27 protein-coding genes are annotated in these 23,347 nt (G+C 63.9%); 10 read left to right on the top strand and 17 right to left on the bottom strand.

All coding sequences use genetic code 11. The annotated features are described in order from the left end of the window. Positions 1–105: 105 nt before the first annotated feature. Together IVB13_RS00300 and IVB13_RS00295 are read right to left on the bottom strand one after the other, a co-directional pair. Entirely contained in the window at positions 106–966 is an 861-nt protein-coding gene (locus IVB13_RS00300) for an alpha/beta fold hydrolase (protein ID WP_007603233.1), read from the bottom strand. Positions 967–1,313: 347 nt separating this feature from the next. Further along, positions 1,314–2,237: a division plane positioning ATPase MipZ gene (locus IVB13_RS00295; protein ID WP_018455186.1), complete on the bottom strand. Its 924-nt coding sequence runs from the start codon at positions 2,235–2,237 to the stop codon at positions 1,314–1,316. Positions 2,238–2,518: 281 nt separating this feature from the next. Between IVB13_RS00295 and panC the strand changes: the two genes are divergently transcribed. After that, positions 2,519–3,370, top strand: a complete 852-nt coding sequence (gene panC, locus IVB13_RS00290) for a pantoate--beta-alanine ligase (protein WP_247487264.1) — start codon at positions 2,519–2,521, stop codon at positions 3,368–3,370. Here the strand turns inward: panC and IVB13_RS00285 are convergent. From IVB13_RS00285 to IVB13_RS00270, 4 genes are all read right to left on the bottom strand, one after another. After that, complete coding sequence (locus tag IVB13_RS00285) at positions 3,367–3,807, bottom strand: DUF1489 domain-containing protein (protein ID WP_018455188.1); 441 nt, start codon at positions 3,805–3,807, stop codon at positions 3,367–3,369. The two genes, panC and IVB13_RS00285, sit on opposite strands and share 4 nt — an antisense overlap. Before the next feature lie 42 nt (positions 3,808–3,849). Continuing rightward, positions 3,850–4,815: a hypothetical protein gene (locus IVB13_RS00280; protein ID WP_085351366.1), complete on the bottom strand. Its 966-nt coding sequence runs from the start codon at positions 4,813–4,815 to the stop codon at positions 3,850–3,852. Between the two features lie 159 nt (positions 4,816–4,974). Then, a complete protein-coding gene (locus IVB13_RS00275) occupies positions 4,975–5,178 on the bottom strand; it encodes a hypothetical protein (RefSeq protein ID WP_007611353.1) in 204 nt (67 codons plus the stop codon). Positions 5,179–5,503: 325 nt separating this feature from the next. Next, entirely contained in the window at positions 5,504–6,166 is a 663-nt protein-coding gene (locus IVB13_RS00270; RefSeq protein ID WP_085360925.1) for a glutathione S-transferase family protein, read from the bottom strand. 124 nt (positions 6,167–6,290) lie between these two features. On the opposite strand from IVB13_RS00270, the gene IVB13_RS00265 reads away from it, so the two are divergent. The 5 genes from IVB13_RS00265 to IVB13_RS00245 all read left to right on the top strand — a co-directional run bounded on the left by IVB13_RS00265 (position 6,291) and on the right by IVB13_RS00245 (position 11,075). Beyond that, positions 6,291–7,004, top strand: coding sequence for a DUF599 domain-containing protein (locus IVB13_RS00265; RefSeq protein WP_018455192.1), 714 nt, complete (start codon positions 6,291–6,293; stop codon positions 7,002–7,004). Between the two features lie 1,111 nt (positions 7,005–8,115). Continuing rightward, positions 8,116–8,961, top strand: a complete 846-nt coding sequence (locus tag IVB13_RS00260; RefSeq protein WP_247487262.1) for a glycosyltransferase family 2 protein — start codon at positions 8,116–8,118, stop codon at positions 8,959–8,961. Beyond that, complete coding sequence (locus IVB13_RS00255) at positions 8,958–9,380, top strand: hypothetical protein (RefSeq protein WP_247487261.1); 423 nt, start codon at positions 8,958–8,960, stop codon at positions 9,378–9,380. Before IVB13_RS00260 ends, IVB13_RS00255 begins: the two co-directional genes overlap by 4 nt. Continuing rightward, entirely contained in the window at positions 9,377–10,429 is a 1,053-nt protein-coding gene (locus IVB13_RS00250; RefSeq protein ID WP_247487258.1) for an HlyD family efflux transporter periplasmic adaptor subunit, read from the top strand. Before IVB13_RS00255 ends, IVB13_RS00250 begins: the two co-directional genes overlap by 4 nt. Before the next feature lie 481 nt (positions 10,430–10,910). Next, positions 10,911–11,075 carry a hypothetical protein gene (locus IVB13_RS00245; RefSeq protein WP_247336178.1) on the top strand — a complete coding sequence of 55 codons (165 nt, stop codon included), beginning with the start codon at positions 10,911–10,913 and terminating at the stop codon, positions 11,073–11,075. Positions 11,076–11,614: 539 nt separating this feature from the next. Here IVB13_RS00245 and IVB13_RS00240 read toward each other — a convergent pair. From IVB13_RS00240 to mgtE, 4 genes are all read right to left on the bottom strand, one after another. Continuing rightward, positions 11,615–12,598 (bottom strand): hypothetical protein, encoded by a 984-nt coding sequence (locus IVB13_RS00240; protein ID WP_085384444.1) that lies wholly within the window; start codon positions 12,596–12,598, stop codon positions 11,615–11,617. 49 nt (positions 12,599–12,647) lie between these two features. After that, a complete protein-coding gene (locus tag IVB13_RS00235) occupies positions 12,648–13,466 on the bottom strand; it encodes an aldo/keto reductase (protein ID WP_018455196.1) in 819 nt (272 codons plus the stop codon). A gap of 185 nt (positions 13,467–13,651) precedes the next feature. Further along, positions 13,652–13,969: a helix-turn-helix domain-containing protein gene (locus IVB13_RS00230; RefSeq protein WP_247487256.1), complete on the bottom strand. Its 318-nt coding sequence runs from the start codon at positions 13,967–13,969 to the stop codon at positions 13,652–13,654. Between the two features lie 222 nt (positions 13,970–14,191). Continuing rightward, positions 14,192–15,613: a magnesium transporter gene (gene mgtE, locus IVB13_RS00225; RefSeq protein ID WP_018455198.1), complete on the bottom strand. Its 1,422-nt coding sequence runs from the start codon at positions 15,611–15,613 to the stop codon at positions 14,192–14,194. A gap of 116 nt (positions 15,614–15,729) precedes the next feature. Here mgtE and IVB13_RS00220 point away from each other — a divergent pair, with 116 nt between their 5' ends. After that, on the top strand, positions 15,730–16,503 hold the full coding sequence (locus IVB13_RS00220; protein WP_162496377.1) for a polysaccharide deacetylase family protein: 774 nt from the start codon (positions 15,730–15,732) through the stop codon (positions 16,501–16,503). A gap of 190 nt (positions 16,504–16,693) precedes the next feature. Continuing rightward, complete coding sequence (locus IVB13_RS00215) at positions 16,694–18,013, top strand: polysaccharide deacetylase family protein (RefSeq protein ID WP_247487254.1); 1,320 nt, start codon at positions 16,694–16,696, stop codon at positions 18,011–18,013. Between the two features lie 3 nt (positions 18,014–18,016). On the opposite strand, the gene IVB13_RS00210 is transcribed toward IVB13_RS00215, so the two are convergent. After that, on the bottom strand, positions 18,017–18,391 hold the full coding sequence (locus IVB13_RS00210) for a hypothetical protein (RefSeq protein WP_018455201.1): 375 nt from the start codon (positions 18,389–18,391) through the stop codon (positions 18,017–18,019). 267 nt (positions 18,392–18,658) lie between these two features. Here IVB13_RS00210 and IVB13_RS00205 point away from each other — a divergent pair, with 267 nt between their 5' ends. Then, positions 18,659–18,931: a hypothetical protein gene (locus IVB13_RS00205; RefSeq protein ID WP_204511410.1), complete on the top strand. Its 273-nt coding sequence runs from the start codon at positions 18,659–18,661 to the stop codon at positions 18,929–18,931. A gap of 19 nt (positions 18,932–18,950) precedes the next feature. Here IVB13_RS00205 and IVB13_RS00200 read toward each other — a convergent pair whose 3' ends face one another. The 6 genes from IVB13_RS00200 to IVB13_RS00175 form a co-directional block, all read right to left on the bottom strand. Then, entirely contained in the window at positions 18,951–19,139 is a 189-nt protein-coding gene (locus IVB13_RS00200) for a hypothetical protein (protein WP_204511411.1), read from the bottom strand. 160 nt (positions 19,140–19,299) lie between these two features. Further along, positions 19,300–20,244 carry a cation diffusion facilitator family transporter gene (locus IVB13_RS00195; RefSeq protein WP_204511412.1) on the bottom strand — a complete coding sequence of 315 codons (945 nt, stop codon included), beginning with the start codon at positions 20,242–20,244 and terminating at the stop codon, positions 19,300–19,302. Positions 20,245–20,262: 18 nt separating this feature from the next. Further along, on the bottom strand, positions 20,263–21,168 hold the full coding sequence (locus IVB13_RS00190) for an NAD(P)/FAD-dependent oxidoreductase (RefSeq protein WP_247487252.1): 906 nt from the start codon (positions 21,166–21,168) through the stop codon (positions 20,263–20,265). After that, a complete protein-coding gene (locus IVB13_RS00185; RefSeq protein ID WP_247487251.1) occupies positions 21,165–22,241 on the bottom strand; it encodes a flavodoxin family protein in 1,077 nt (358 codons plus the stop codon). The genes IVB13_RS00190 and IVB13_RS00185 overlap by 4 nt, the downstream gene beginning before the upstream one ends. Before the next feature lie 80 nt (positions 22,242–22,321). After that, positions 22,322–22,522: a hypothetical protein gene (locus IVB13_RS00180; protein WP_247412476.1), complete on the bottom strand. Its 201-nt coding sequence runs from the start codon at positions 22,520–22,522 to the stop codon at positions 22,322–22,324. Between the two features lie 2 nt (positions 22,523–22,524). Further along, complete coding sequence (locus IVB13_RS00175; protein WP_018455208.1) at positions 22,525–22,731, bottom strand: hypothetical protein; 207 nt, start codon at positions 22,729–22,731, stop codon at positions 22,525–22,527. A 72-nt stretch (positions 22,732–22,803) separates the two neighbouring features. Between IVB13_RS00175 and IVB13_RS00170 the strand changes: the two genes are divergently transcribed. Continuing rightward, positions 22,804–23,346 (top strand): hypothetical protein, encoded by a 543-nt coding sequence (locus tag IVB13_RS00170; protein WP_247487249.1) that lies wholly within the window; start codon positions 22,804–22,806, stop codon positions 23,344–23,346. Position 23,347 lies beyond the last annotated feature (1 nt).

The following is a 23,347-nucleotide window of genomic DNA, read 5'->3' as shown; positions in this document are numbered from 1 at the left end:
TGAGCGGCTAATGTGGTCAGCACATGCAGCCCGGTCAATGCGCAAAGCCCCCGCAGGCGGCAGCCGGCGGAGGCTTTGAAATCGGTATCGACGACGAGGAAGGCGTCAGCTCTTGGCGGGCGCCATCAAAGCGACCGGCCCGGGCTCGAGAATCTTGGGCGGGGACGATTGCGTGTCGACCGGCGCCACTTCACTGTCGGTCGCGCTCAGGAACTTGTCGAGCATGCCCTGGATCGAGTTCTTGGCAGCATCCGGACCGGTGTCGCGCATGTCGTTGTGCTGGAATTCGGTCTTCACGACCTGGATGCCGGCCTTCTCGCATTCTTCGTCGGTCGGGATCACACCCGCATCGGCCTTGAACTGCGGATCGGTGGAGCGGAACGACAGGATCTTGAACTTCCCGGCGGTGACGAAGGGCACGCGAAGATTGTCGAGTGTGACGACCTTCTTGACCTCATCCGGATACTGCTTGGCGAAATACATCGTGATGTCGCCGCCCATGGAGTGGCCGACCATCGTCACCTTTTCGTAGTCGGCGTTGGGCTGAACCTTCTTCATCTCCTGCATGGCGAGATGGATGTTGGCGACGCCGCGCAGGATCTGCGGCAGCCGGCCGACATAGATCTCGCCGGGCTTGGTCACCATCGGTGGATCGGTCGGCAAATCATGCTGCGGGCTGACGACGAGGTAGCCGCGCGCGGCGAAAATGTTGGCGAGGAAGCCGTACTCGGTGTTCTTGACGGTGTTGCCGTGGTTGATCACGGCGACCGGCATCGTGATCATGCCGGCATTGGCCTGCATTTCCTTGTCACGACGGATCGCGATATCGACGGGCACCGCACGGTTGTCGCGCGAGGCATCGTAGAAGGTGATGGTCTCGTGCCTGATTGCCCACTTGCTCGCCGTGAAATAGGCGACGCCACAGAGGGCACTGACCGAAACCAGAACGGCAATTCCACGCTTCATTTTCGTCCTCAGCCTCAGGCTCTTGCGGCCTGAATCTCCCTGTTGAAAATCGTGTTCTTCCGGAGCTCTTCGGCCCCTGGTCGCCTATTCCCTAATATATGTCACAGCCGCGTGACAGGAAGGCCAAATATTGTGAACCGGCAGCCCTTTCATTGTGCGGCGCACACGTTTCTTGGGCATCTCGCTCTCACACGGCTACGTCAGGGTGCACGTCACCATCCGACGCAACCTGTCTCGATCGGGTTCCGTTTTGCAGTAAACACGGGGTGAAAACGGTTGAGCGCGGGCTCGGTTCCCCGGGGGAGACCGGCCTCTTGATCGACTGGAAGTAGCGATGTACCGCCGCCTCAAGCGCCGAGGATGTCGTGGACCTCGAGCGGCTTGTCGACCTGGTTGAACCACTCGGCGCGATTGGCCGCGCGGCGACGTCCGCGCTCGTCGAGCGGAAGCTTGAGCTGGCGGAGCAGGCTCGTCACCTCCTCCCGTGCGGTGAGATGGCCGAGATTTGGCCGCATGCCGAGCGTGGCCTCGTCGATCTCGTCCAGCGCGGTCAGACCGCGCGGGAAGAACTCGCGATAGACGACCCGTTCGGCGAAGCCGTCGACGTAGCGGAAGCCGAGCCGCAGCGACAAATCCTTCAACCCATCGGCAACGAGCTGCTTGTTGCGGGAGCCGAGCATCGACAGGCGGTTGCGCACCACGATCCAGTCGGTGGTCGCACCGTCGAGCTGGCGGCGCTTGCGCCTGACATCCCGCACCATCTCGGCGTAGTGGCTCTCGCCTGTCACCGCGTAATTGGCGGGATCGACAGTGCCGAGCACATCGAAATCGAGGAAGCTGTCATTGATCGGGGTCACCAGCGTGTCGGCCATCGAGTGCGCAAGCCGCATCAGGTAGCTGTCGGTGCCGGGCGTATCGATGACGATGAAGTCGAAGCTGCTCTCGACCGCCGAGACCGCCTCCATGAACTGAAGGAACTCCGAATTCTCGTTCTCGGCAACCTGCATCGTTTCGCCAAGCTTGATGCAGCGATGCAACGGCAGTTCGAGGTCGAGCTTGGTTCGGCGCGCCCAGGCGGAACGGTTGTTGATGTAGTGAGTAAAGCTCTGCTGACGGCAGTCGAGGTCGATGGTGGCGACGCGCTGGCCGGCTTTGAGAAGCGCGACTGCGATGTGCAGGGCGGTGGTCGACTTGCCGGAGCCGCCTTTCTCGTTGCCGAGCACGACCACATGCGCCGAGCCGGACTGGCCTTGGCTAGCTTGCACAAGCATCGCGATCCTCAACACCCCTAACGAATATCTTCGAGTTGGCCGCGTCTGCGGTCAAGTGAAATGCGTGACAGGCAAGACAAATCGCGGCGCGCTGACCTTCATCATGAATCGCGGCGCCGCTTCGCGTCTGTGATCCAGCCCACAATGCCGCGACGCTTGCGCGGCTTTGCGCGGGATGCTGTGCCGCATCCGGATGCATGGCGTCCATGGTCGCCGCTTGTTAAGGTTAGCCTGCCGGGCGCCGGAACGCGCCCGTCGATTCCCGATCGCGTCGAGTTCTGATGTCACGCAGCCCCTTGATCGCCCGCACGGTCCCCGCCTTGCGACGCGCCGTCGACAATCTTCGCAAGCGAAAGGCGACGATCGCGCTGGTCCCGACCATGGGAGCGCTCCATGACGGCCATGTGTCGCTGGTACGCCTCGCCAGGCGGCGCGCGAGCCGCGTCGTGGTGTCGATCTTCGTCAACCCGACCCAGTTCGCGCCGACCGAGGATTTTGGCGCCTATCCGCGAACCTGGAAGGCCGATCTCGCCAAGCTAGCCGCCGAGGACGTCGATATCGTCTGGCATCCCGGCGCCGAGGCCATGTACCCGGAGGGCTTTGCCACCCGCATCGTGCCGGAGGGACCGGCGCTGGCTGGCCTCGAAGACCGCTTCCGCCCGCATTTCTTCGCCGGCGTCGCCACTGTCGTCGGCAAGCTGTTCACCCAGTGCCGGCCGGATGTCGCGATCTTCGGCGAGAAGGATTTTCAGCAGTTGCGGGTGGTGGCGCAGATGGCTCGCGACCTCGAGCTCGGCGTCAAGGTGATCGGCTCCCGCACCGTGCGCGAGCGCGATGGGCTCGCGATGTCCTCGCGCAACGTCTATTTGTCGCCACAGGAGCGGCAGACCGCAACCACGCTATACCGCGCCATGAAGGAGAGCGCCGGGCGCATTCGCGCCGGCGAAGCGGTCGCGCCCGCAATGGCGCGCGGTGCCGCGATGATCACGGTGGCCGGCTTTGAGCTCGACTATTTCGAAGTGCGCCATGCAGCGACCCTGGCACAGGTCAGCTCGCGCAACGACGGACCGTTGCGCATCCTGGTCGCGGCCAAGCTCGGCACCACCCGGCTGATCGACAATATCGCGGTTTAGAGCAGCCCGAGATCGCGCAGCTCGCGCCGCATCGGCTCAGGCATCGCCGCGATCGAGCCGGCGGCGGACCTGCCGAGATCGGGCGGCACCGAATCGTCGGCAAGATAGCGCCAGCCCTGGAACGGGCGCATCGGCCGCGGCGACACCGGGATCACCTTCGGCTGCATAACGATCCGGCAGCGCCCGATGCCGTCCTTGTCGCGGAACGGCTCGATGCCGATGATCTTTTCGCGCGCGGCGACCTCGCCCTTGATCACCCAATAGAGCGACCCGCCCGACAGGATCTCGGCGTCGCGCTTGGGCACCATGCGGGTGATGTGGATGTGATGTTGCGGCAGCCCCTTCTTCTTGGCGGTCTGCATCCGTTCGGCGGTCCACTCCTTCAATTCCTTGACGGATTCGCAGCCGACGGCGAGCTTGATCAGATGTAGTGGCATGCCCCAGCATTAGCCGGACAGCCACGCATTTGGAATGCCGATCTACTCGTTATCCGCAGCCGGGGCAGCCGCGGCCGGCGGCGTGAGCGGAACCGGTGCTGCCGCCGGCGCCCGCGCAGCCTTCGGCGCAGGCGGCTTCTTCGCGGCGGGAGCTGCGGCCTGCGCCGAGGCCGCTGCGGGGGCGCGCGGAGCCGCCGCGTTTGCGGTGGGCGCCGCCTGACGCGTCGGCGGCTCGGGATTCATGATGCTGACCGGCGGCGTCGACGAGGCACTCGGGAACTCCGCATTGGTCGGCTTGCCCGTCGGCATCGACGGCGGCAGCCCCGCAAGTGCGGCAGTGGCCGGCAACGATTGCGCTGCTGCAGGCGCATTCCAGGTCGGGGCGTAGCGCGCGACCAGCGTGTCGTAGAGATGGGAATCCATGTTGGCGGCGACCCGCTGCTGGTCGGTCAGCGAGCGGAAGGCCGCGCAGTCAAACTGCGTGCAGCCATCGCGCGCGACCAGCACATGCGCGACCAGGCCGTAGCGATCACGCTCCAGCGACTTGCGCAGCACCTTGATGTCGGGCGTCAGGCTCTTCTCGGCGGTCGCGGCATCGCCGAGCGCCGTCAGCCGGTCGATCCTGGCCGCGGTCGTGGAGACGGCCGCAGCCGCCGCGTCAGGCGCGCCGAACAGCGCCTTCTCGCAGCCCATGGCCACGGCATCGCCCGCGAGATCGTCGAGACAGGACAGCGCCGGCAGGCTCGCGGTCATCGCCGCCTGTGCGCGCGCCTCGGTCGGCGTGGTCTGCCCCGCCGGTCCATCGACGCGCACAACAGCAGCCAGCGCGATGGCAATGGCGAGCAGCGCAATGACGGTCAGCGCGCCGTTGGCGACCGATCGTTCGGCGCGCAGCAGCGTGACCAGGAGAATCAGTCCGAAGAAGCCGGCAGCCGCCAGCATCATCCACATTGGAAGGGCCGGCGAGCTCCAGATTTGGTCAAACGACGAGGCCCATGCCCAGTTCATGCGCGACGTCCCCTCACGCGAGCAGAGAGCGAATGGTCAAAGCGAGTACCGAGAGTCGGCAACTGCCCCCGGCCCACCTTTTGAAGGTGAAGCGGGCCTTTTGACGGCGGCAGAATACAAATTCCCGGGGACGCGCCAATGCGCGGATAGCGTCGGCCTTCAGGACAGCGCGAGCTGGCTTTCCTTGGCGACGCGTTCGAAGGCTTCGGTCGAGCTCTTGATCCGGTACTGACAGTCGTCACCATCGGTCGGCAGGAGGCGGATGACCTCATACGAGCCGCTGGCAGCGGGGCGTGCGACATTGCTGGCGGTGAACAATACGCGCGCGCCAATAGGGAATTTGTGCTTCAACACCCTCTCCATCACTCAAACAACGCCTGCCACGCCCGTGGTCCCACTGCGTCGGCCGGCCGGAAACCCGGCCGCTGTATAGCATGCGACGAGCGTTTTTGGCCAGCAGTATGCGACATGGCAAACGTGCGAATTTTGCAGTTATTTCAGAGTGATGCCGTCAGCCGACGATACCGCCGGAACCGGTTCTTCCCGGGGGTATGGGGCAAACGGTCGTCGGGGCTGGCGTGATCCACCACCTTGGGAGGTTCCTGGGCCGTGAGGTCCCTCTGCCGACGACTCTGGCGATTGAGCGCCGCCGGCTTGCTCGGCGTCGAGCGAGGCCGATCACCGCGGATTACACGTTCTCGAACTTTTCGATGACCAGCGTTTCGGCGAGCGCGTCCCGGGTCCATTCCTGGAACGCCGGCAGCGCCAGCATCGTGTCCATGTAGGCCTTGGTCTCCGGCGTGACTTGGATCGCGTAGGTGCGGAAGCGGTGCACGACCGGGGCATACATCGCATCCGCTGCGCCGAAGCGCCCGAACAGGAACGGTCCATTGGCGCCATACCGGGCCCGGCATTCGCGCCAGATCTCCTGCACGCGCGCGATATTGGCCTCGGCGTCCGCCGACAGCGTCACGGGGCGCACCGGACGGTGCAGGTTCATGCCGCATTCGTTGCGAAGGGCCATGAAGCCGGAATGCATCTCGGCGCACACCGAACGGGCATGGGCGCGCGCGGCGGCCTCGTCCGGCCACAGCTTCACTTCCGGATAGCGCTCGGCGATGTATTCGATGATGCTGAGCGAATCCCACACCGTGATGTCGCCATCGACCAGCACCGGCACCTTGCCGGCGCGGCTGAACGAGATGATCTGCTCCTTGTCCGCGGGATTGTCGGTGTAGAGCGGGATGAGGGTCTCCACGAACGGAATGTCGTTGGCGCGGAGCGCGAGCCAGGGCCGCATCGACCATGACGAGTAATTCTTGTTGCCGATTGCGAGTTTCAGCGCAGCCATGTCATCAGTCCTTCTCGATACGCCTTGAAGCGAGCCGCTTTTAACGCCATCGCCTGCCGCCAATCAATCGTTGCTGCACCTCGCCATGCGTGGCAAGCGTTGCGATCCTCTCCGGGAGACTGACATGAGCAGGCATTGGGTCGACATCACAGCCGTCGGCTTCTTCATCATCGAATGGCTGGTCTACGCCCTGACGCTGGAGCAATCGGCCTATGGCCGCGACAGCCTGTCGGCGCGCATGAACCGCTACCGCGAGGTGTGGGTGCGCCGGCTACTCGACCGCGACGCGCGCATGGTCGACATGCAGATCATGGCCTCGTTGCAGAACGGCACCGCCTTCTTCGCCTCCACCAGCCTGATCGCGCTCGGCGGCGCGCTGGCGCTGCTGCACGCGACCAACGACGCGATCACGATCTTGAGCAAGCTGCCGATCGATCTCAGTACCTCGCCGGCGATGTGGGAGCTGAAATGCGTCGGCCTCGTCCTGATCTGCGTCTATGCCTTCTTCAAATTCGCCTGGTCGTACCGCCTGTTCAACTATGTCGCGATCCTGTTCGGCGGCATGCCGGCAGCCGCGCAGCGTGACACGCCGGAGGCCGAAGCTCATGTGATCCGCACCTCGCGCCTGTTCGAATCCGCCGGCCGCCATTTCAACCGCGGCCAGCGCGCCTTCTTCTTCGCACTCGGCTATCTCGGCTGGTTCGTCAGCCCCTGGGTGTTGTTCGTGACCACGGCAACCGTGGTGATCGTGACTTGGCGGCGGCAGTTCGCCTCGAGCGCGTGGGAAGCGATGGCGCCGGAGGTGGTGAATGGCGAGGAGACGCGGCGCGGTCCCTGACGCGCTCGTGTTGCGGCTCTGCAGTGCACCGCTGAGTAGCGGTGCGTCCACAAGAGCGAATGTGGCGCACCCTCTCTCCACATCGTCATTGCGAGCGCAGCGAAGCAATCCAGAATCCCCCCGCGGCGGCAGACTGGATTGCTTCGCTGCGCTCGCAATGACGGAGCATGAGGCGGCAGCGCCACTTTTCCAGCTCGCATCTTGAATTGCGACTATAGCTTCGCACCTTCGCGGCGCATTTTGCCCGAGTCTGGCCACTTCACCCTCTTGTCCCAAGAGGCACAGGGAAGTCTCCGGTCATAGTCCTAAGCCGGCGTCTCGATCTGCTATGTGCAGCGATTGCCGCATGGAACTCCCTAAAGCCGCTTTGATCTATCTCAATTCTCTTACAGACGCGGGCATCAACTTGAGAGAGTCGCGTCATCGCTCCGCCGCGCCGGCCGGGCGGTTGGGCGCTTCCAGGGAGCTCGATATGATCAAGTCGCTCGGAATTGCCACATTCGCCTTCTGCTTCGCAGTATCGGCTCAGGCGATGACACCTGCCCCGATTGCACAGCCCGAAAGCCTCGTTACGGAAGTTGCTGCTGCCTGCGGCGTCGGTAGGACACGTATCAACGGCGTGTGCGTAGCACGGACGACGGTCCGTCATACCCGTCGGGCGGTCCGCAGATGTGTGAGAGGAACAACGTGCTGATTGCTTGTCCTTCAGGACAATACCGCAAAGTGGTCTCGCCATGATTAAAATAGAAGAGTACCGACCCCAACGGTACATCAACGGCCCCCGGCCTCAGCCCTCCAGACTGAGGCCGTCTTGCGCCTGAAAGGTTGGCCGGACCGGTCACCTTGTCGGATTTATCGACCCGGCAACAGCATGAAACCGCAATGCTGATGCCAGCAGGCCAACAAAATCAAAACTCGAGAGCACGCTTCCATCGTCAATTGGCCAAGCCGATGCTGGAGGTGAATAGCGCAGACACACAAAGCAAATGTTTACGCAATTTACCACTCGACCATCAACGCGATGGTCTTCATTTTCCCATCTGATAATTGCCTTGCGCGCCTTGTTTGGTCGGATGCTCGGAATGGTCCTTTCGCAGCGGAGGTGGCCGGCATGTCCGAAATGGTAGAAGTGCTCGCCGGAACGAGTTTGTTTCTGCTCGCCTTCTCGCTGCTGATATTCGACATACCCCGCTACACCTTATCGCTGGTGTCTCTTGCTCTGTTCAGCTCGAAGCGGCGAAGCGCCAGTGGGACGGTTTGCGAGGCGACGGTAAGCGTGATTATCCCGACCTTCAACGGCGGCTCCGGGCTTGCTCCTTCGATCAGCTCGCTGCGCCGGCAAACCCTGCGACCTGTCGAAATCATCGTCGTCGACGACGGCTCCACCGACCAAACACGCGCGGTCGCGGAGCGGGCGAGAGCGCAGGGGCTAGTTGATATGGTCATCTGCCATGGGACCCGCTGCGGCCGCAGCGCTGCCATCAACGCTGCAGCACGGTTTGCCCGCGGCGATCTTCTTCTGACCGTAGATGCCGACACTGTCTTCGAACCGAACGCGGTTGAGCGCCTCGCGGCTGCGTTCGGCGATCCGCTCGTCGCCGGCGCAAGTTGCAACATCGCGATCAGCAATGAGCGCGATTCGATATGGACAGGACTTCAAAGCGTCGAATACCTGATGTCGATCACTGCGGGGCGGTCGATCCTCGACGTGGTGGATGCGATCGCGTGTCTGTCCGGCGCCTGTTCCATGTATCGGCGGGATATCTTCACGCAGCAGGGCGGGCTCGACGTCGGCCCTGGCGAAGATATGGAGTACACCTTACGGCTCCGCAGGCTCGGCTATGTCATTCGGTTCGTGTCCGACGCCTGGGCGGAAACAGCCGGCCCCGCAAGCGGCATCAGTCTGTTGCGCCAGCGCGCGCGCTGGGATCGCGATGCTCTGCGCATCCTTTCATGATGTATGGCGAGCTGAGTTTTCGCCATCCGCTAGAGCGTTTACCGGACACGATCCAAAGGCTGGACTTCATCGTCTTCGATCTCGTTCCGACGCTCAGCCTGCCGTTCTACTTGGCCTACATTGTGCTGTTGTTCGGCCCGGATGCCGTGTTGTTTCTCTCGGCGATCTACCTGCTGCTGCTCTGGATCTCGGTATTCACTATGGCACTTGTGTTCGCCCTATTCCAACGATCCGTCGGAAACTTTGGCTGGAAGATGGCGCTGATCTTTCCCTTGTACCAGGGCGTCTATCTGAAGTGCGCGCGGTTTTTTTCCTACTCTTCGGAAATCATCTTTGCCTCGTCGCGGAACGATGATTTCGTGCCACCGCGCGTTCGCCGTGCACTATTCGGAGATCGGACAAAAGAGGTGGCCAAATGACGGTGGCCCTGACGCGACTCGATCCGCATATTCCCGATCCTATCGAGAGCCGTCGGCGCGCGGCCGGACGGACCGTCCGCGCCGCCTATGCGACAATCGTATTCGGCATACTCGCATTCTTTGTCGTCTATTTCGGGAGGCCAATTCTCTATCTCGGCGGCCCGGGCAGCGTGTCCTCGCCAAGATATTTGGTTTCACTGCCCTACATCGTGCAGATCAACAGCATCACCGTGGTGAGAGGTGGATCGGTCAAGGCAGGCGAAGAAATCGGAAGGGTGCGGTCTCCGCAGCACGATGAAATCGTCGCTACTTATATGCGCTCGCTCGCGGACATCGCCGGCCGCAAAGCGGAACTGCGTGTCAAAGCCCGGGTTGCGCGCGAATCTCTCGACGCGGCGCGCTCACATCTGCAGCTTGCTGAGGAAGCTGTCCAACTTATCGCAACCTCATCGGCCGCGAGCCTGAATTACCGCATTGACATGTCGCGGGAGCGCGCCCTGGCGAACAAAGCCGTGGTCTCGCAGGAGGCGGAAGCCGCCGAGGCCAGCACTCAATTGGCCGCTCTCGACGAATTCAGCCGGCAACTTTCTGATCGCCTCGAAAAGGTTGAAAGCAGCTTTGCCGACGGAAGAATCTTTTCACCCATAGCTGGCATCGTCGCGAACAATCCAGCGCGTGCCGGCCAGTCACTGGTGGCGGGCACTCCGATCGCAGAAATTCTCGACCCCACCGATGTCTTCGTCGACTGGTACGTTCCCAACGAACGCCTGTCCGACCCGAAAGTCGGCAACGAAGTCTTTGTCCTGTTCGGCAACCGGCGAATTCTGGGCGAGATCGTGGAAATTCTGCCGGTGTCAGACGTGTACCCCGGAGCGGGCTCATCGGCGGCGCGCGAGCGTACCGCCTCGCAAATCGCGCGAATTCAGTTCAGCCCAGGCGCGCATCCCCCGGCGCTGAACTCGGCCGTCGACGTTCACATGCACTACACACAACTCAGCGCGCGCATCGCTTCCATGCTGGTGAAACTATTCGGGCTCGACGAGCTGTGAGAGGGAGCGAGGTGCAGCATGCAGATCGAAGCGAACCAAACGGGTTGCCCGGCTTGCGGCTCCTCCGCGCTGATGTTGTTTCCAGTATTCCACCACATGATCTGCGCCTATGTTGGTCCGGAGTATGACTTCACGCCAAACATCGCGGGATATACGTGCCCGAAGTGCTGCCGCGACATTGTGTCGGCCGACCCAGCTTGCGAGATCGTGGGCACTAGCGCGCGGTGCACAAGGTGTTGGGTCGAGATGGTGGTGTCCCCAGCGTGTGCTCCGGCTGGCTTGTAAGGATTAGCGGCGATCTCGGCTTATCCGTCGCTCAAGTGCGACTGCGGCGAGCAGAGTTGGACAGAGAATAAGCATAGGGTAGCTTCAGCAGCCAGGTAGAGCTGCCTTGGTCGGTAGCACGATGCCCGACTGTAACTACGATAGTTTCAACGGTCTCGCCTGTCTCCACAGGGCGAGTGAAGTTTGAGACAAATGGTTGCAACTCAACAGCGCATCGGTCAACAATGCCGCGCGAGTTGACGAAGGCGGAATTTTCACCACTTTTCCCAAGCGCGCCCGCGCTCCCACACACGGCGTTCTGGACCCAACGCGGTTGGCCGACATTGTGGCGATGGTCGCCGAGCAGGCACAAACTGCATAGACACCCGGTCGTAGCGGAGGCATCATAGCACCCGGTTGGCGTGTATCGGAGGACACCATGATCAGCTTGATCCGCGTTTTCGATATCGCCGTACTCACGTTGGGCATGTTCAACGTCTTGCTGGTGGCATTGATTATCTTTGCATTTTGATGCTCCCGCCGACGCGGCAATCGCCGTGCACGCGCGGCGGCTGCGCTTCAATTTCGCCGCCCGACTCAGGCTGAGGTTGTATTCGCTGCCGGCGTCTCGTCTGTGGCGGTTTGACAGGCGGCGCCGTGACGAAGCTTTGCAGCGCCGCTCGTCGGCACGAAGCTTTGGGCTCAGAGAGCAATCCGCCCTGCCCTTGGCCTCTCGCCCCCGAACGCTGCCGCGTCCACCGCAAGCCGGCTCGCGAACATGACGACCACAAGATCGCCCCTCAAGGATGAGCCGGGATGGCCAACACATACGCCGTGTCCGAATTTCGGCAAAGTGGAATATATTTGCGAAGATGGATTGACAGCAGAGCGACAAAGCAAGGCCGTAGCCCAAGCGAGAGTTTAGCCGCCGAAATCCCGCGGGCTGAACGGCAGGTCCATCACCTTCCATTCCCCGTATTTGTCGGCCGGCAACATCTTGTAGGGCTGGCAGGCCTGAAGCGCGCTCATGGCGGACTTCACGAGCGCGACGCCCTTTGCGGACGGCGGGGCTTCGATCAGGATCGGCTCGCGCGCCAGCGTGCCGTCGGTCGCGAGCACGGTGCGCAGCTTGATGTTGACGTTGTCGGTCGGCGCGACCCCAGCCGGCAGCTTGGCGCAGCTTCGCAAATGACGACGCAGCTCGGCGATGATTTCGACCGGCAGCTTCGCCGCGATTGAATCCTTGGCATCGCCGCCATCGTCTTTGGGGGCGTCTTTCGGCAGCTCCGTCGGCAATTCCGGCGGCAGGCCCAGCATGACGCCGTATTTGACAGTGACGTCGGGCTCCGGCGCCTGATAGGACGGCGGCGGCGCGGCCTCCGGGTGCTGCATCGCTTGTGGCAGTAGCTGTGGCGCCGGGGGCTGCGGCGTCGCCTGAGGCGGCGGCGACTGCGATGGCTGAGGCTGTGGCTGTGGAGGCTGCGGTTGCGGCTGCGCATTTGCCTCGCGCTGCTGCGGCGTCTGTGAAGGCTGTGGCTGCGGCTGTTTCTGCTGCGGCGGTTCAGGCGAGGCCTGCTGCTTCGAGGACTGTGCCGCAGCCTGCTGCTTCGCCTCGGGCTTCGGCGCGGCCGCCGCCTTGTCCTTATCGTTCAAATCGAACTTCGGCAGTTTCAGGTCAGGGGTCGGCTCCGGCGGCTTCGCCTTGAGTTTTTCCCCGGTCTTCTCCTCGGCTTTGGCCTCCTCCTGCTTCACCTGCTCCGGCGTCACGATGCTGACGGAAACCGATTCGGGCGGGCTGGCGTGAAACGGATGGACTTCGCTGATCACGATGATCAGCGCGACCAGCGTCAGATGGGCGATCGCCGACGCTGCAATGTCCGTCCGTATGATCTTCCGCAGTTCCATCGCCTGACTTCAGGTTGCCAAGCTGGTCCTAGCATACGGCAGGCCCCTCTCAATCCCATTTTGGCGCGAAGGCGAAATCGGTCAGGCGGCCCCTGGGACTGGCCAGCGCGGCGATCTGGGCCATCTCGTCGTCCGAAAGCTCGAAATCGAAGATCTCGATGTTTTCCGACAGGCGTTCGACGCGCGAGGTGCGCGGGATCGCAGCGACATTCTGTTGCACCAGCCAGCGCAGGCAGACCTGCGCCGGCGTCTTGTGATGCAGACGCCCGATCTCGGCGAGCGTCCGGTCGGTCTTGATCCGCCCCTTGGCGATCGGGCTGTAGGCGACCAGCGCGAGCCCGTGCTGATCGCAGGCCGCCCTCACCTTCGCCTGGTCGAGATAAGGGTGGTATTCGACCTGGTTGCAGGCCAGCGGCTCCGGCGACAACGCCACCGCCTGCTCGATCAGCGCCACGGTGAAATTGGAAACGCCGATGTGGCGGGTCAGGCCCATGCGCTTGGCATGCGACAGCGCGCCCAGCGTCTCCTCCAGCGGCACGTGCGAATTGGGCCAGTGCAGCAGCAGGAGATCGACGGAGGGAAGTCGCATGCGCGCCAGGCTCTCCTTGACCGAGCGCTCGAGATCGTGGGGCGCGAAATGATTGGTCCAGACCTTTGTCGTCAGGAAGATGTCGTCGCGGCGCACGCCGGAGGCGCGCAAGCCGTCGCCGACCTCGCGCTCATTCTCGTAGACCTGTGCGGTATCGATGTGGCGATAGCCGAGCCGCAGCGCCTGCTCGACCACACGGGTGCACATGCGCCCGCTCAGCTCCCAGGTCCCCAGCCCGATCGCCGGTATCCTTGCGCCATTGGTCTCGACGAACAGCATGAGGAATCCTCTCTGTCGCGGTCGCCCCAAATCATGATCCAGGCGTCATTATGAACCCGGCTGGCAACACTGCCAACGGGCGACACCGGCCGCCGGGTCGGATCTTGCGCGCAATGCTAACGGGAGGTTCGTGCCAGGCCTTGACGTCAGGCCTTGACGTCAGGCCTTGAGGTCAGGCCTCGAGCTCAGGCTTTGGCAAGCGCCTGGAATACGGTGTCAGGCGCATGCGCGATCACAGCGAGCAGCGCGCGGGCGGGTCCCCGCGGGGCCCGCTTGCCCTGCTCCCAATTGCGGATGGTCTCGACGGGAACGCCGAGCTTGGCCGCGAACTCCATCTGGGTCGGGCAGGCACGGCGGCGCAAATCGCGCACGGCGAGCGAGCTGGTGTCGGGCGGCGCTGCGTTAGGTACGGGCTGGATTGGAAACGGCTGGACCGGAAACTCCCGCCCATCCCGCAACTCGACAATCCGTCCGTCCGCCTTCAACCGCACACGCATGCTCATTCCCCCAAGCAAGGCGATGATGCGGCAGCTCGCTTAAGTTCGGATTAAAGATGATGGCTGCGTATACGGTCTCGTGCCCCGGACGCAGCGCAGCGCTTCTTCAGCGGTGCGCTGCAGAGCCGGGGCCCATGTCGCTGCAATACTGTGCCGCTTCTGGGTCCCGGTTGCGCAGCAACGCCAAGGGCGTTGCAGCGCGCCGGGGAGACGAGAGTGCGTGTAGCCCTACCTCAACCCGAACCACAACGTCGCGATGCCGAGGAAGGAGAAGAAGCCGACGACGTCAGTGACCGTTGTCACGAACGTGCCGGAGGCCACGGCCGGATCGGCCCTGACACGTTCGAGCGCCATCGGGATCAGGATGCCTCCGAGTGCGCCGGCGAAGAGGTTCACGATGATGGCGAGCCCGATGACCAGGCCGAGGCCCGGGATCCTGAACCAGGCCACCGCAGCGACGCCCGTGATCACGGCAAAGGCGAGACCGTTGACGAGGCCGACCAGGCCCTCGCGCACCACCACGCGCCAGGCATTGGAGGAGCCGAGCTCGCGCGTCGCCAGCGCCCGCACCGCGACCGTCATGGTCTGGGTCGCGGCATTGCCGCCCTGGCTTGCGACGATCGGCGCCAGCACGGCGAGCGCCACCATCTTCTCGAGCTGCCCCTCGAACAGGCCGAGCACGGACGACGCCAGAAAGGCGGTGGCGAGATTGACCAGCAGCCAGTTGAACCGCGCGCGTGCAATGGTGAACACGGTGTCGGACAGCTCTTCGTCGCTGTTGACGCCGCCGAGCGCCTTGAGGTCCTCGTCCGCCTCTTCCTCGATGACGTCGACGACGTCGTCGACGGTGATGACGCCGACGAGGCGGTCCTGGGTGTCGAGCACCGGGGCTGCGACGAGATTGTACTTGCCGAACATGCGCGCCACCTCCTCCTGGTCCTCCAGGACGGAGACGCGGCGGCGATCCTCGTCGGTCAGTTCGGCAAGCGCCACCGGGCGGCGGGCGCGCAGCAGCACGTCGAGCGAGACCGCGCCCTGCCAGTGCTGCTCCTTGTCGACGACGTAGATCTCGTAGAAGCGGTCTGGCAGATCCGGCGTCTCGCGCATGTAGTCGATCGCCTGCCCCACGGTGAAATCCTGCGGCACTGCGATGAACTCGGTCTGCATCCGGCGGCCGGCGGAGTTCTCCGGATAAAGCAGGCTGCGCTCGAGCACGACGCGCTCCTTGAGCGGCAGCTTCTCGAGGATCTCCTCCTGATCGGCCTGATCGAGCGTTTCCAGCAGCTCTACCGCGTCGTCGGATTCGAGCTCGCGCACACCTTCCGCGACCGTCTGCGGCGGCAGTTCCTCGAGGATCTCCTCGCGCACGCCCTCGTCGAGCTCGTTCAGCGCGGAGAAGTCGAAATCGCGCCCCGTCAGCTCAACCAGGCGGACCCGATCGTCGGGCTCGAGAGCCCCAATGAGATCGCCGAGATCGGCCTCGTGCAGCTCGGCAACGCAGGCGCGCAGCGCGGCGCTGTCGCCGGCCTCGATCGCATGGGTAATTTCCGCGACGAATTCGTGACGAATTTCGCCGTCTTCATTGCGCATCGGCACGTGGTCGAGTACCGATTCCGCGGCAGATGCGGCACCGTCCAGATGTTCATCCATGGCGCGCCTCGCCGTTCGACAGGTTGGAACGAGTGGTCTGAGCTGACGGTTCAGGCAATACCCACAAGGCAACTCTGAGCGCAATGACAAAGATGCTTCGACTGAGGTGGACCTCGATGTCGGCAGGCGCAGCCCTCGCCGCCCTCACCGGCATCGCCTCGAGTGAAGCCGCCGAGTGCCCGCGCAAGGACGCGCTCGGCACCTCCCGCATTCTGAGCGTCGACGCCAAGACCGCGCCGCGCGTGGGCCTGAAGAGCTTTCCGCAGACGCTGGAGCTTGCCGATCACGAGGTCGTGCTGACCTTCGACGACGGGCCGCATCCGCCGACGACGTCGAAGGTATTGGTGGCACTGGCGCAGGAATGCGTGCGCGCGACCTTCTTCCTGATCGGCCTGCACGCCTCCGAACACCCTGACATGGTCAAGCGCATCGCGCGCGAGGGCCACAGCATCGGTCACCACACCTTCTCGCACCCGTTCATGGCGCGCATTCCGTTCGACAAAGCGAAGAGCGAAATCGACCGCGGCATCGCGGCCGTCGAGCTGGCTCTGCACGGCACCTCGACAACGACGCCCGCGACCCCGTTCTTCCGCTTCCCCTATTTCGAGGCGACGCCAGCCGAGCTTGACCTGCTCCAGTCCCGCGGCATCGTGGTGTTCGGGGCCGACCTGTGGGCCAGCGACTGGAACGAGATGACGCCGGAGCAGGAAATGAAGCTCGTCACCGAGCGGCTCGCCGCCGCCGGCAAGGGTATCATCCTGTTCCACGATCCCAAGGCGCGTACGGCTGCGATCATGCCGGCCTTCCTGCGGTATCTGAGGGAGAACCGCTATCGGGTGGTTCACGTCGTGCCGGCGGGTGCATCACAGAAGAGTGCCGACGCGCATTGATGCCGGAATGTCACGCCGGTGCAAAATGGGGTGATTTGGGCCCTATTAACAGTCTGTTCATGCTACGCCATGCAAGTATCAAGGGGACTTGTCGCGGCAGGGTTCTGGGTCGGGGTTCTTGCGCCTGAACCGTTTGCTGATGTCTCCGACCTACTATGGCGGCAATCGCGTAAGAGGGCAGACCGGGTTCATGATCGGAAGTAGCGTTGTTGCTCGGACGCGATCGTGGATCGTCCTTTGCCTTGGCAGCTTCCTTGGCGGATTCCTTGGTGTCCTGACCATCGGCTCGCCGGCCTTTGCGGCCGACTGCCCCGGCCATCGGGACGCGCTCGGGACCTCCCGCACGCTCGTGGTCGATCCGCACGAGCATCCCCGCATCGGCACCATGCAGTACCGCGAGACGCTGCCGCTGAAGGACCATGAAGTCGTCCTGACCTTTGACGACGGTCCGTTGCCGAAATATTCCAACCAGGTGCTGCAGATCCTCGCCAACGAGTGCATCAAGGCGACATTCTTCATCATTGGCGAACAGGCCAAGGCGAACCCGGAAGGCGTGCGCAAGCTGGTCGCCGCGGGCCATACCGTCGGCACCCACAGCATGACGCATCCGCTCACAATGGACCGGATGCCGCTCGACAAGGCCGAGGCGCAGATCAATGGCGGCATCGAGTGGACATCGGCCGCAATGACCGATCCGTCCAAGCTCGCGCCGTTCTTCCGCATTCCCGGCCTGATGCGCGCCGACGGCGTCGAGAACGTTCTGATCTCGCGCGGGATCCAGGTCTGGAGCGCCGATTTCCCGGCCGACGACTGGCGCCATGTGTCGCCCGATCGCGTCTATCAGCTCGCAATCCAGCGGCTTGAGGCCAAGGGCAAGGGCATCCTGCTGCTGCACGACATCCAGTCCCGCACGGTGGCGGCGCTGCCGAAGATCATCCGCGACCTCAAGGCGCGCGGCTATCGCATCGTGCACGTGGTGCCCGCGACCGCCGAGCAGCCGGCGACGCCGACAACGCCGGTGGAATGGCTGCTGCATCCGCCGACCGAGACCACACCGATCGCGCGCTGGCCGGCCGTGCCGAACTTCGTGTTCGCGCAGACCAAGACACTTCCGGCACCCTCGCTGGCCGACCTCAACGCACAGGCCGCGCACCAACCGCTGCTGCCGCGCAAGACCATGGCGCTCGCCAATGTCGCGGCCACCCTGCCCGTGCCTGGCCGCGATCTCTTTGCGATCCCGGAAGGCTCGGTCGAGGTGCTGCTGTCGACGACCTTGTCGCGGCGCGCCGCGACGCGCCTGGCAATGGCGGCCGAGACGCCTCCTGCGGCCAAGGTCAAAGCCGGCAAGTGGCACGCTCACCGCACCGCGCGCGCTGCTCATGGCACACCGAACCACGCCGCAGAGACCGAGGGCACTGCAGCCAAGAGCACTGCCCCCAAGAGCGCCGCGCCCAAGAGCACAGCGCCGCGCCCGACCCGTGTGGCAAGCCTGAAGAAGCGCGCGCAGTAGAGCTTACTGTCGCATGATGTTGGCGACGCAGAGCAATACGATCAGCGCCAGGAAGAACAGGTCCATATAGGACTTGACCTCGCCGTCGCGCCGCAGCCGGGCGACGTCAACCACGACCTGCTTGCGCACACTCGTTCCGCCAGTGCCGTCATTGAGCGGAGCCTGAAGGCGCTTGGTCTCGGCTTCCAGCTTCTCGATCTTCTGGTAAAAGTAGAACGCCCGCAGCGTCGAAGCTGCGCGCATGCCGGTATAGACCAGCACCAGGATCGCGATAATCGCCCGGTTCTGGTACTTCTCCATGAAATTCAGGCTGAAATAGACCATCGCCATGAATGCGAAGTTGGTCACGAAGCGATAGACGAAGCTTAAAAAGACCATGCGGGCTTAAGCCTTGAAGGGTGGCGCAACCGACCGTGTTGCAAATGCGGGGATCAGGAGCCCAGACCGGAACAGCCGGCCTGAATGCCATGCAGCCCCGTCTACGCCAACTTTGTTTCAACAAAGATACTATTGCCCGGGCAATGCCGCCTTTTAGCCACGCCCGGCCATAATGCAAGCCGGAGCACGGCCGCCGGTCCGCGGGCCTGCTGGCTGCAACGGCTCCTTGGAGATTTGGCCGAAGTCCCGATAGACTGGGACCGCCACATGTGGGGTCTGCCGATGCCGAAGAAGGGAATCACCGGCCACGACGACTGGGTACTGACCGAGGCGCTGGCGACTGCGCTGGTCGCACTGGAGCAGCTCGATACCAAGCATCAGCCGAGCGCGCATATGGACGACATCCGCAAGATCCTCTCGAACGGCAAGGAGCCGGCGGCGGTGAGCCTCCATCTCGCCCAGGCCAAATGCCGGCTGTTTCCCGACCTCGATCCGCTGGAAATCTACCGGGAATACGGCATCGGCGAGGAATATGGCTGAGGGCCGTTGACGGCCGGACTTAAGGCCCGCCGGCGACCGATCCGGCGATCACCATAACCAGCGCGGCCAAGTCGATCTTGCCGTTGACGATCAGCTCCTCCGAGGCTTTCGCATCGTCCGCCCGTTCGAGCTTTAGCAATTGCGGCCGGTTGGCCGCCTGCCGCTTCAGCTCCTCGACGATGGCTTCCGTGAGTTTCTCTTCCAGCATGGGCTTGTCCTCAGGCCGCCATCGCGCGGCAGGATTGCGCGCAGGAGCGGCACATGGCGACGCATTCGTCCATGCCACCGACCTGCACCGGTCAACCAGTGGGATGTTGTGATCGTTCCTGCCGTCGTGCCGATTGCGACCTCGGGGGAACTTCGCGAAGCTAGCCGTACCGCCTCGCGCGCACCGCCCGGTAGCGAGCATCGGTCTGCGGTTTGATGAACAGCGCCGCCACGCTCGGATGACGTTTGCGTATCTCGGTCTCGATCGAAACGACGCATCGCTCGATGTCGTCGGCGCGCTTGTCATCCGCAAATTCGATGCTGAGGGCCGCAACGACCTCGACCGGCGACAGCTGCACCGTCAGCAGGCCGTTGGCCCTGAGCACGCCGGGCGACCGCCTTGCGATATCGAGGACGGATCGCGCAAGCTCCGGATCGGCGGGCTCGCCGATCAGCAGGCTCTTGCTCTCGCGCGCGAGACCGATCGACACGATCGCCAGCAATATCCCGATCAGGATCGAACCGATCCCGTCCCAGACCGGCTGGCGCAGCCATACGGCCGCCGCAGTGGCCGCCGTGGCAATGGCTATGCCGACCAGCGCCGCGCTGTCCTCGAGCAGCACCATGAATGCCGGAGGATCCTTGCTGCGAACGAAAGCCTGATAGTATCCGAACCGCTGGCCGTCCGGGCTGAAGCGCCGCAGGGCAACCAGCCAGGAGCCGCCTTCAAACAGGAACGACAGCCCGAGCACCACGAAGCTGACGATCGGACTTTCGATCGGCTCGGGTGCGGCGACATGCAGAATGCCCTGATACAGCGAGACACCGGCGCCCAGCGCGAAGATCAGCAGCGCAACGATGAAGCTCCAGAAATACAGTTCGCGCCCATAGCCGAGCGGATGGGATTCGTCGGGCGAACGGCTCGCGCGCCGGTAGCCATAGAGCAGCAGGATCTCGTTGGTCGTATCGACGAGCGAATGCACCGCTTCGCTCGTCATGGCCGAACTTCCCGTCCACGCGGCGGCGCCGATCTTCGTGACCGCGACCAGGACATTGCCGAAGAGCGCCGCATAGACCGCGGTCTTCGAGGATGATTCTGTTGCCAATGTCCGATACCCCGTTCCTCATGCCAGCCGCCGCGGCAGGCTGTTGTGGATCGTGCAGGCGGCGAGCGCGGCGTGGCCGAACGCGACCGATATCTGGTGCAGGTCGGTGACGACGTCGCCGATGCCGTAGAGCCCGTCGACCGAGCTGCGCTGATGGTCGTCGACTTTCAGATGGCCGTCTGCGGTGTGTTCGGCCCCAAGCGTCATCGCGAGATGCGAGCGCACTTCCGCACCCATCACCGGGTAGACCATCTCGAATTGCGCCGTCCGGCCATCGGCGAAGACGGCTTCGACGCGGTCGTCTTTCCGCCTCAGGCGCAGGCCAGGCGCGACGACGATCTCGACACCCGCTTCATTCAGCTCCTGTGCGGCGGCCTTCCCGTCATCCTCGCCCGTTGCCAGCAACGTCACGTCGCGCGAGTAGCCGCGCATGAAGAGCGCCTTGCCGGCGGCACGGTGAAGCGGACCGACGATGCCGATGCGACGGCCGATCGCCTCGTAGGCATCGCAGACGGGGCAGTAGCGCAACAGCCCGTCTGCGACCGCCGCGCGCCATTCGTCGAACGGCGGATGGGTGTCGACGATGCCGCAGGCAAGGATGACGGTAGAGGCCGTATGCACGCCGCCGTTCCAGATCGCCTGAAAACCTCGCTCGTGTCGCCGCAAGGCGGTGACCTCGGCATCAACCCGCGTGACCGCGAGTTCGCCCAGTTGCGCGGACATGCGCGCGAGCAGGTCCGTTCCGGACAGGCCGTGGACGAAGCCCGGCACATTGTGACTGCGCGGGATCAGCGCCGCCCGGCTCGCGCCCGCGTCCACGACACAGACGCGGCGCCGAAATCGCGCGAGGTAGATCGCAGCCATCAGCCCGGCCGGGCCGCCGCCGACGATCAGGCAATCATACGGCTGATCATTCGCCGTCATTTGGGGTTTGGGTCCGACAGGCCCGCACCGGGCTCGCGAAGCTGTCCGCTCCGCGCCAGGCGGACCGCGTTGCCGAGTGCGCGCGCGACGTTCTGCACCTCTGTCTGGAATGCCCTGTCGTCGTCGAGGTCGCGGTGCGAGGTGGCGTATGGCTCCATGTAGCCGAGATAGCCATCGAGCTCGGCGAAGCGGCCCGCCGAGATCAACTGCATGTCGGTCAACCAATCCGACAAGGCCCGACGTACGCCCTCGGCGCCGACCGCATCCCCGTGAACGACGAGGCCGAAATGGCGGCCGGCGAGATGGCGCGGATAGGACCAGCCCTTCAGCTCCAGCGCCTTGGCTTCGGCAGCCTTCTTGCCGTGGGTCGAGGTCGGATCGGGATTGCCGCCATCGGCGCAGACCATGCGATCCATCATCGCCTTCAATCCGGCGGGCACGTGATACCAGTTCACCGGCGTCACGATCAGGATGCCGTGGGCGGCGACCCACAGCGGATAGATATCGTTCATCCAGTCGTCGGTCTGTCCCAGCGAGTAGTTTGGATAGCAGCTGCACGGCCAGTGGCAGAGCGGCATCGCTGTTCCGACGCAGGATTTGCAGGGATGGATCGTCCTGCCGAACTCCGAAGCCAGGCGCGACAGATCGAGGATGTCGACGGCGAAGCCAAGCTCGGCAAAGACCGGCTCGGCGAGCTCGACCAGGCGCCAAGTCTTGGACATCTCGCCGGGACAGGTGTGCTCGCTGCGGGCCGCGCCGTTGATGATGAGGATGCGCGGCGTCTCGTCCGCGTCGTCATGGCGCCGCTGCGCTGCCAGGATCTTCGCGCGCGCATCGAGCCAGTCGATGGCGATGTCGTAATCGGGATCGGAGAATCCCGCGCCTGCCTTTCGCGTCAGCGGGGCCTTGCGTGAATTGCTGTAGGCATCCCAGGCCGCGCCGACGATGGCGTCGAGCTCGCGCTGGAGCGGTGCAAAGGCGGGATCGACGAACCGGCTCCTGTAGCGGCGCTCGAAGGCCTCGCGCGAGAGCTTGACGGGCGGCATCCCCTTGCGAATGTCGACTTCCGTCATGCTGGCTCCTCGCGAGGTCGGTACAGTTCGACCAACCCGGGGCGCAACGCGCGGTTCCTTCTCGCTCTCCTCTCGTCGCCCTACTGGCGAACAACTTCCGGCGGCGCATCGAACTGCGCGATGCGCTGGTCCAGCCGCCACAATTCGATGCGGTGCACCAGCACGAGCGATGCGGCCTCGCGCTTGGCCTGCTCATCATCGTCGCAGACCAGGTTGATGCATCCAAACACATGCCCGTCCGGATCGATCTGGAACGCGCGGTAGTGCTTGATGCTCCGCATCGTCACCCTCCCCGTCTCGGGTAGACGGGTTCGCTCAGCCAGTCCGTCAGGTTGGAGGTCACCTCGTTCTGCTTGGCGCGCTGAAGCAGCATGTCGCGCTCCTTGCCGGGCGGCAGGCTGCGCGCGCGCTCGCGAGCGGTTTGGGCGAATGCCGCCAACCGCTCCTGGAGCGATTGGGTCTGTTTCCTGCGGTTGCGTTTCGCGGTCATTGTACTTTCACAAAGCCCTTTTGATCGGAGGAATTGGCCCCGGCGGGAGGTCGGGCGCCGGGGCCAAAGTTCATGCCGGTGGGGGCGGCCCAGCCCGGCAGTGTTGGCAGCTTCGGCCGCAACCGCAGGTTCCGGCATTTCAATAAGTTAACGGTGCGTGATTTTGCTGGTGCGAAACGAAGGGGCCGAGCAGCGACGGATGTGCGCATTCCCTTCGCACGCCGGCGCTGCTTCGAGTGCGCCGGAACCGAAATGCTGATTCGCTTATTGATGAAGGACTTGAAGGAGGATCATCATGGCGAAAGCAGCATGGAAACGGCCGGGCTCACCGATCGGCCGCAAAGGCCCGCGCAAGGCAAATCCCGCGTACAAGCGCAGGGCGCGCGAACGGTGGACACCTGCGGACGTGAGCAAGCTGAAGCAGCTCGCAAAAGGAAACACGCCCACGGGCGTCATGAGCATCAAGCTGCAGCGCCCGGTTGCGGCCATTCGCAGCAAGGCGCAGCGCGAAGGCATTTCGCTCAGGCCCGTCAACCGCTCGCCATACAACAGGCGATCCAAAGCAGCGAAGCGGCGTTGAGCGGGGCACCCATCCCGGCGCAGCTAGACGTTTAGT

The organism is Bradyrhizobium sp. 17 (assembly GCF_023073515.1).
Classification (GTDB): domain Bacteria; phylum Pseudomonadota; class Alphaproteobacteria; order Rhizobiales; family Xanthobacteraceae; genus Bradyrhizobium; species Bradyrhizobium canariense_D.
Note: the sequence above shows the minus strand (reverse complement) of the source record. Positions and strands in the feature narration are given on the sequence as shown.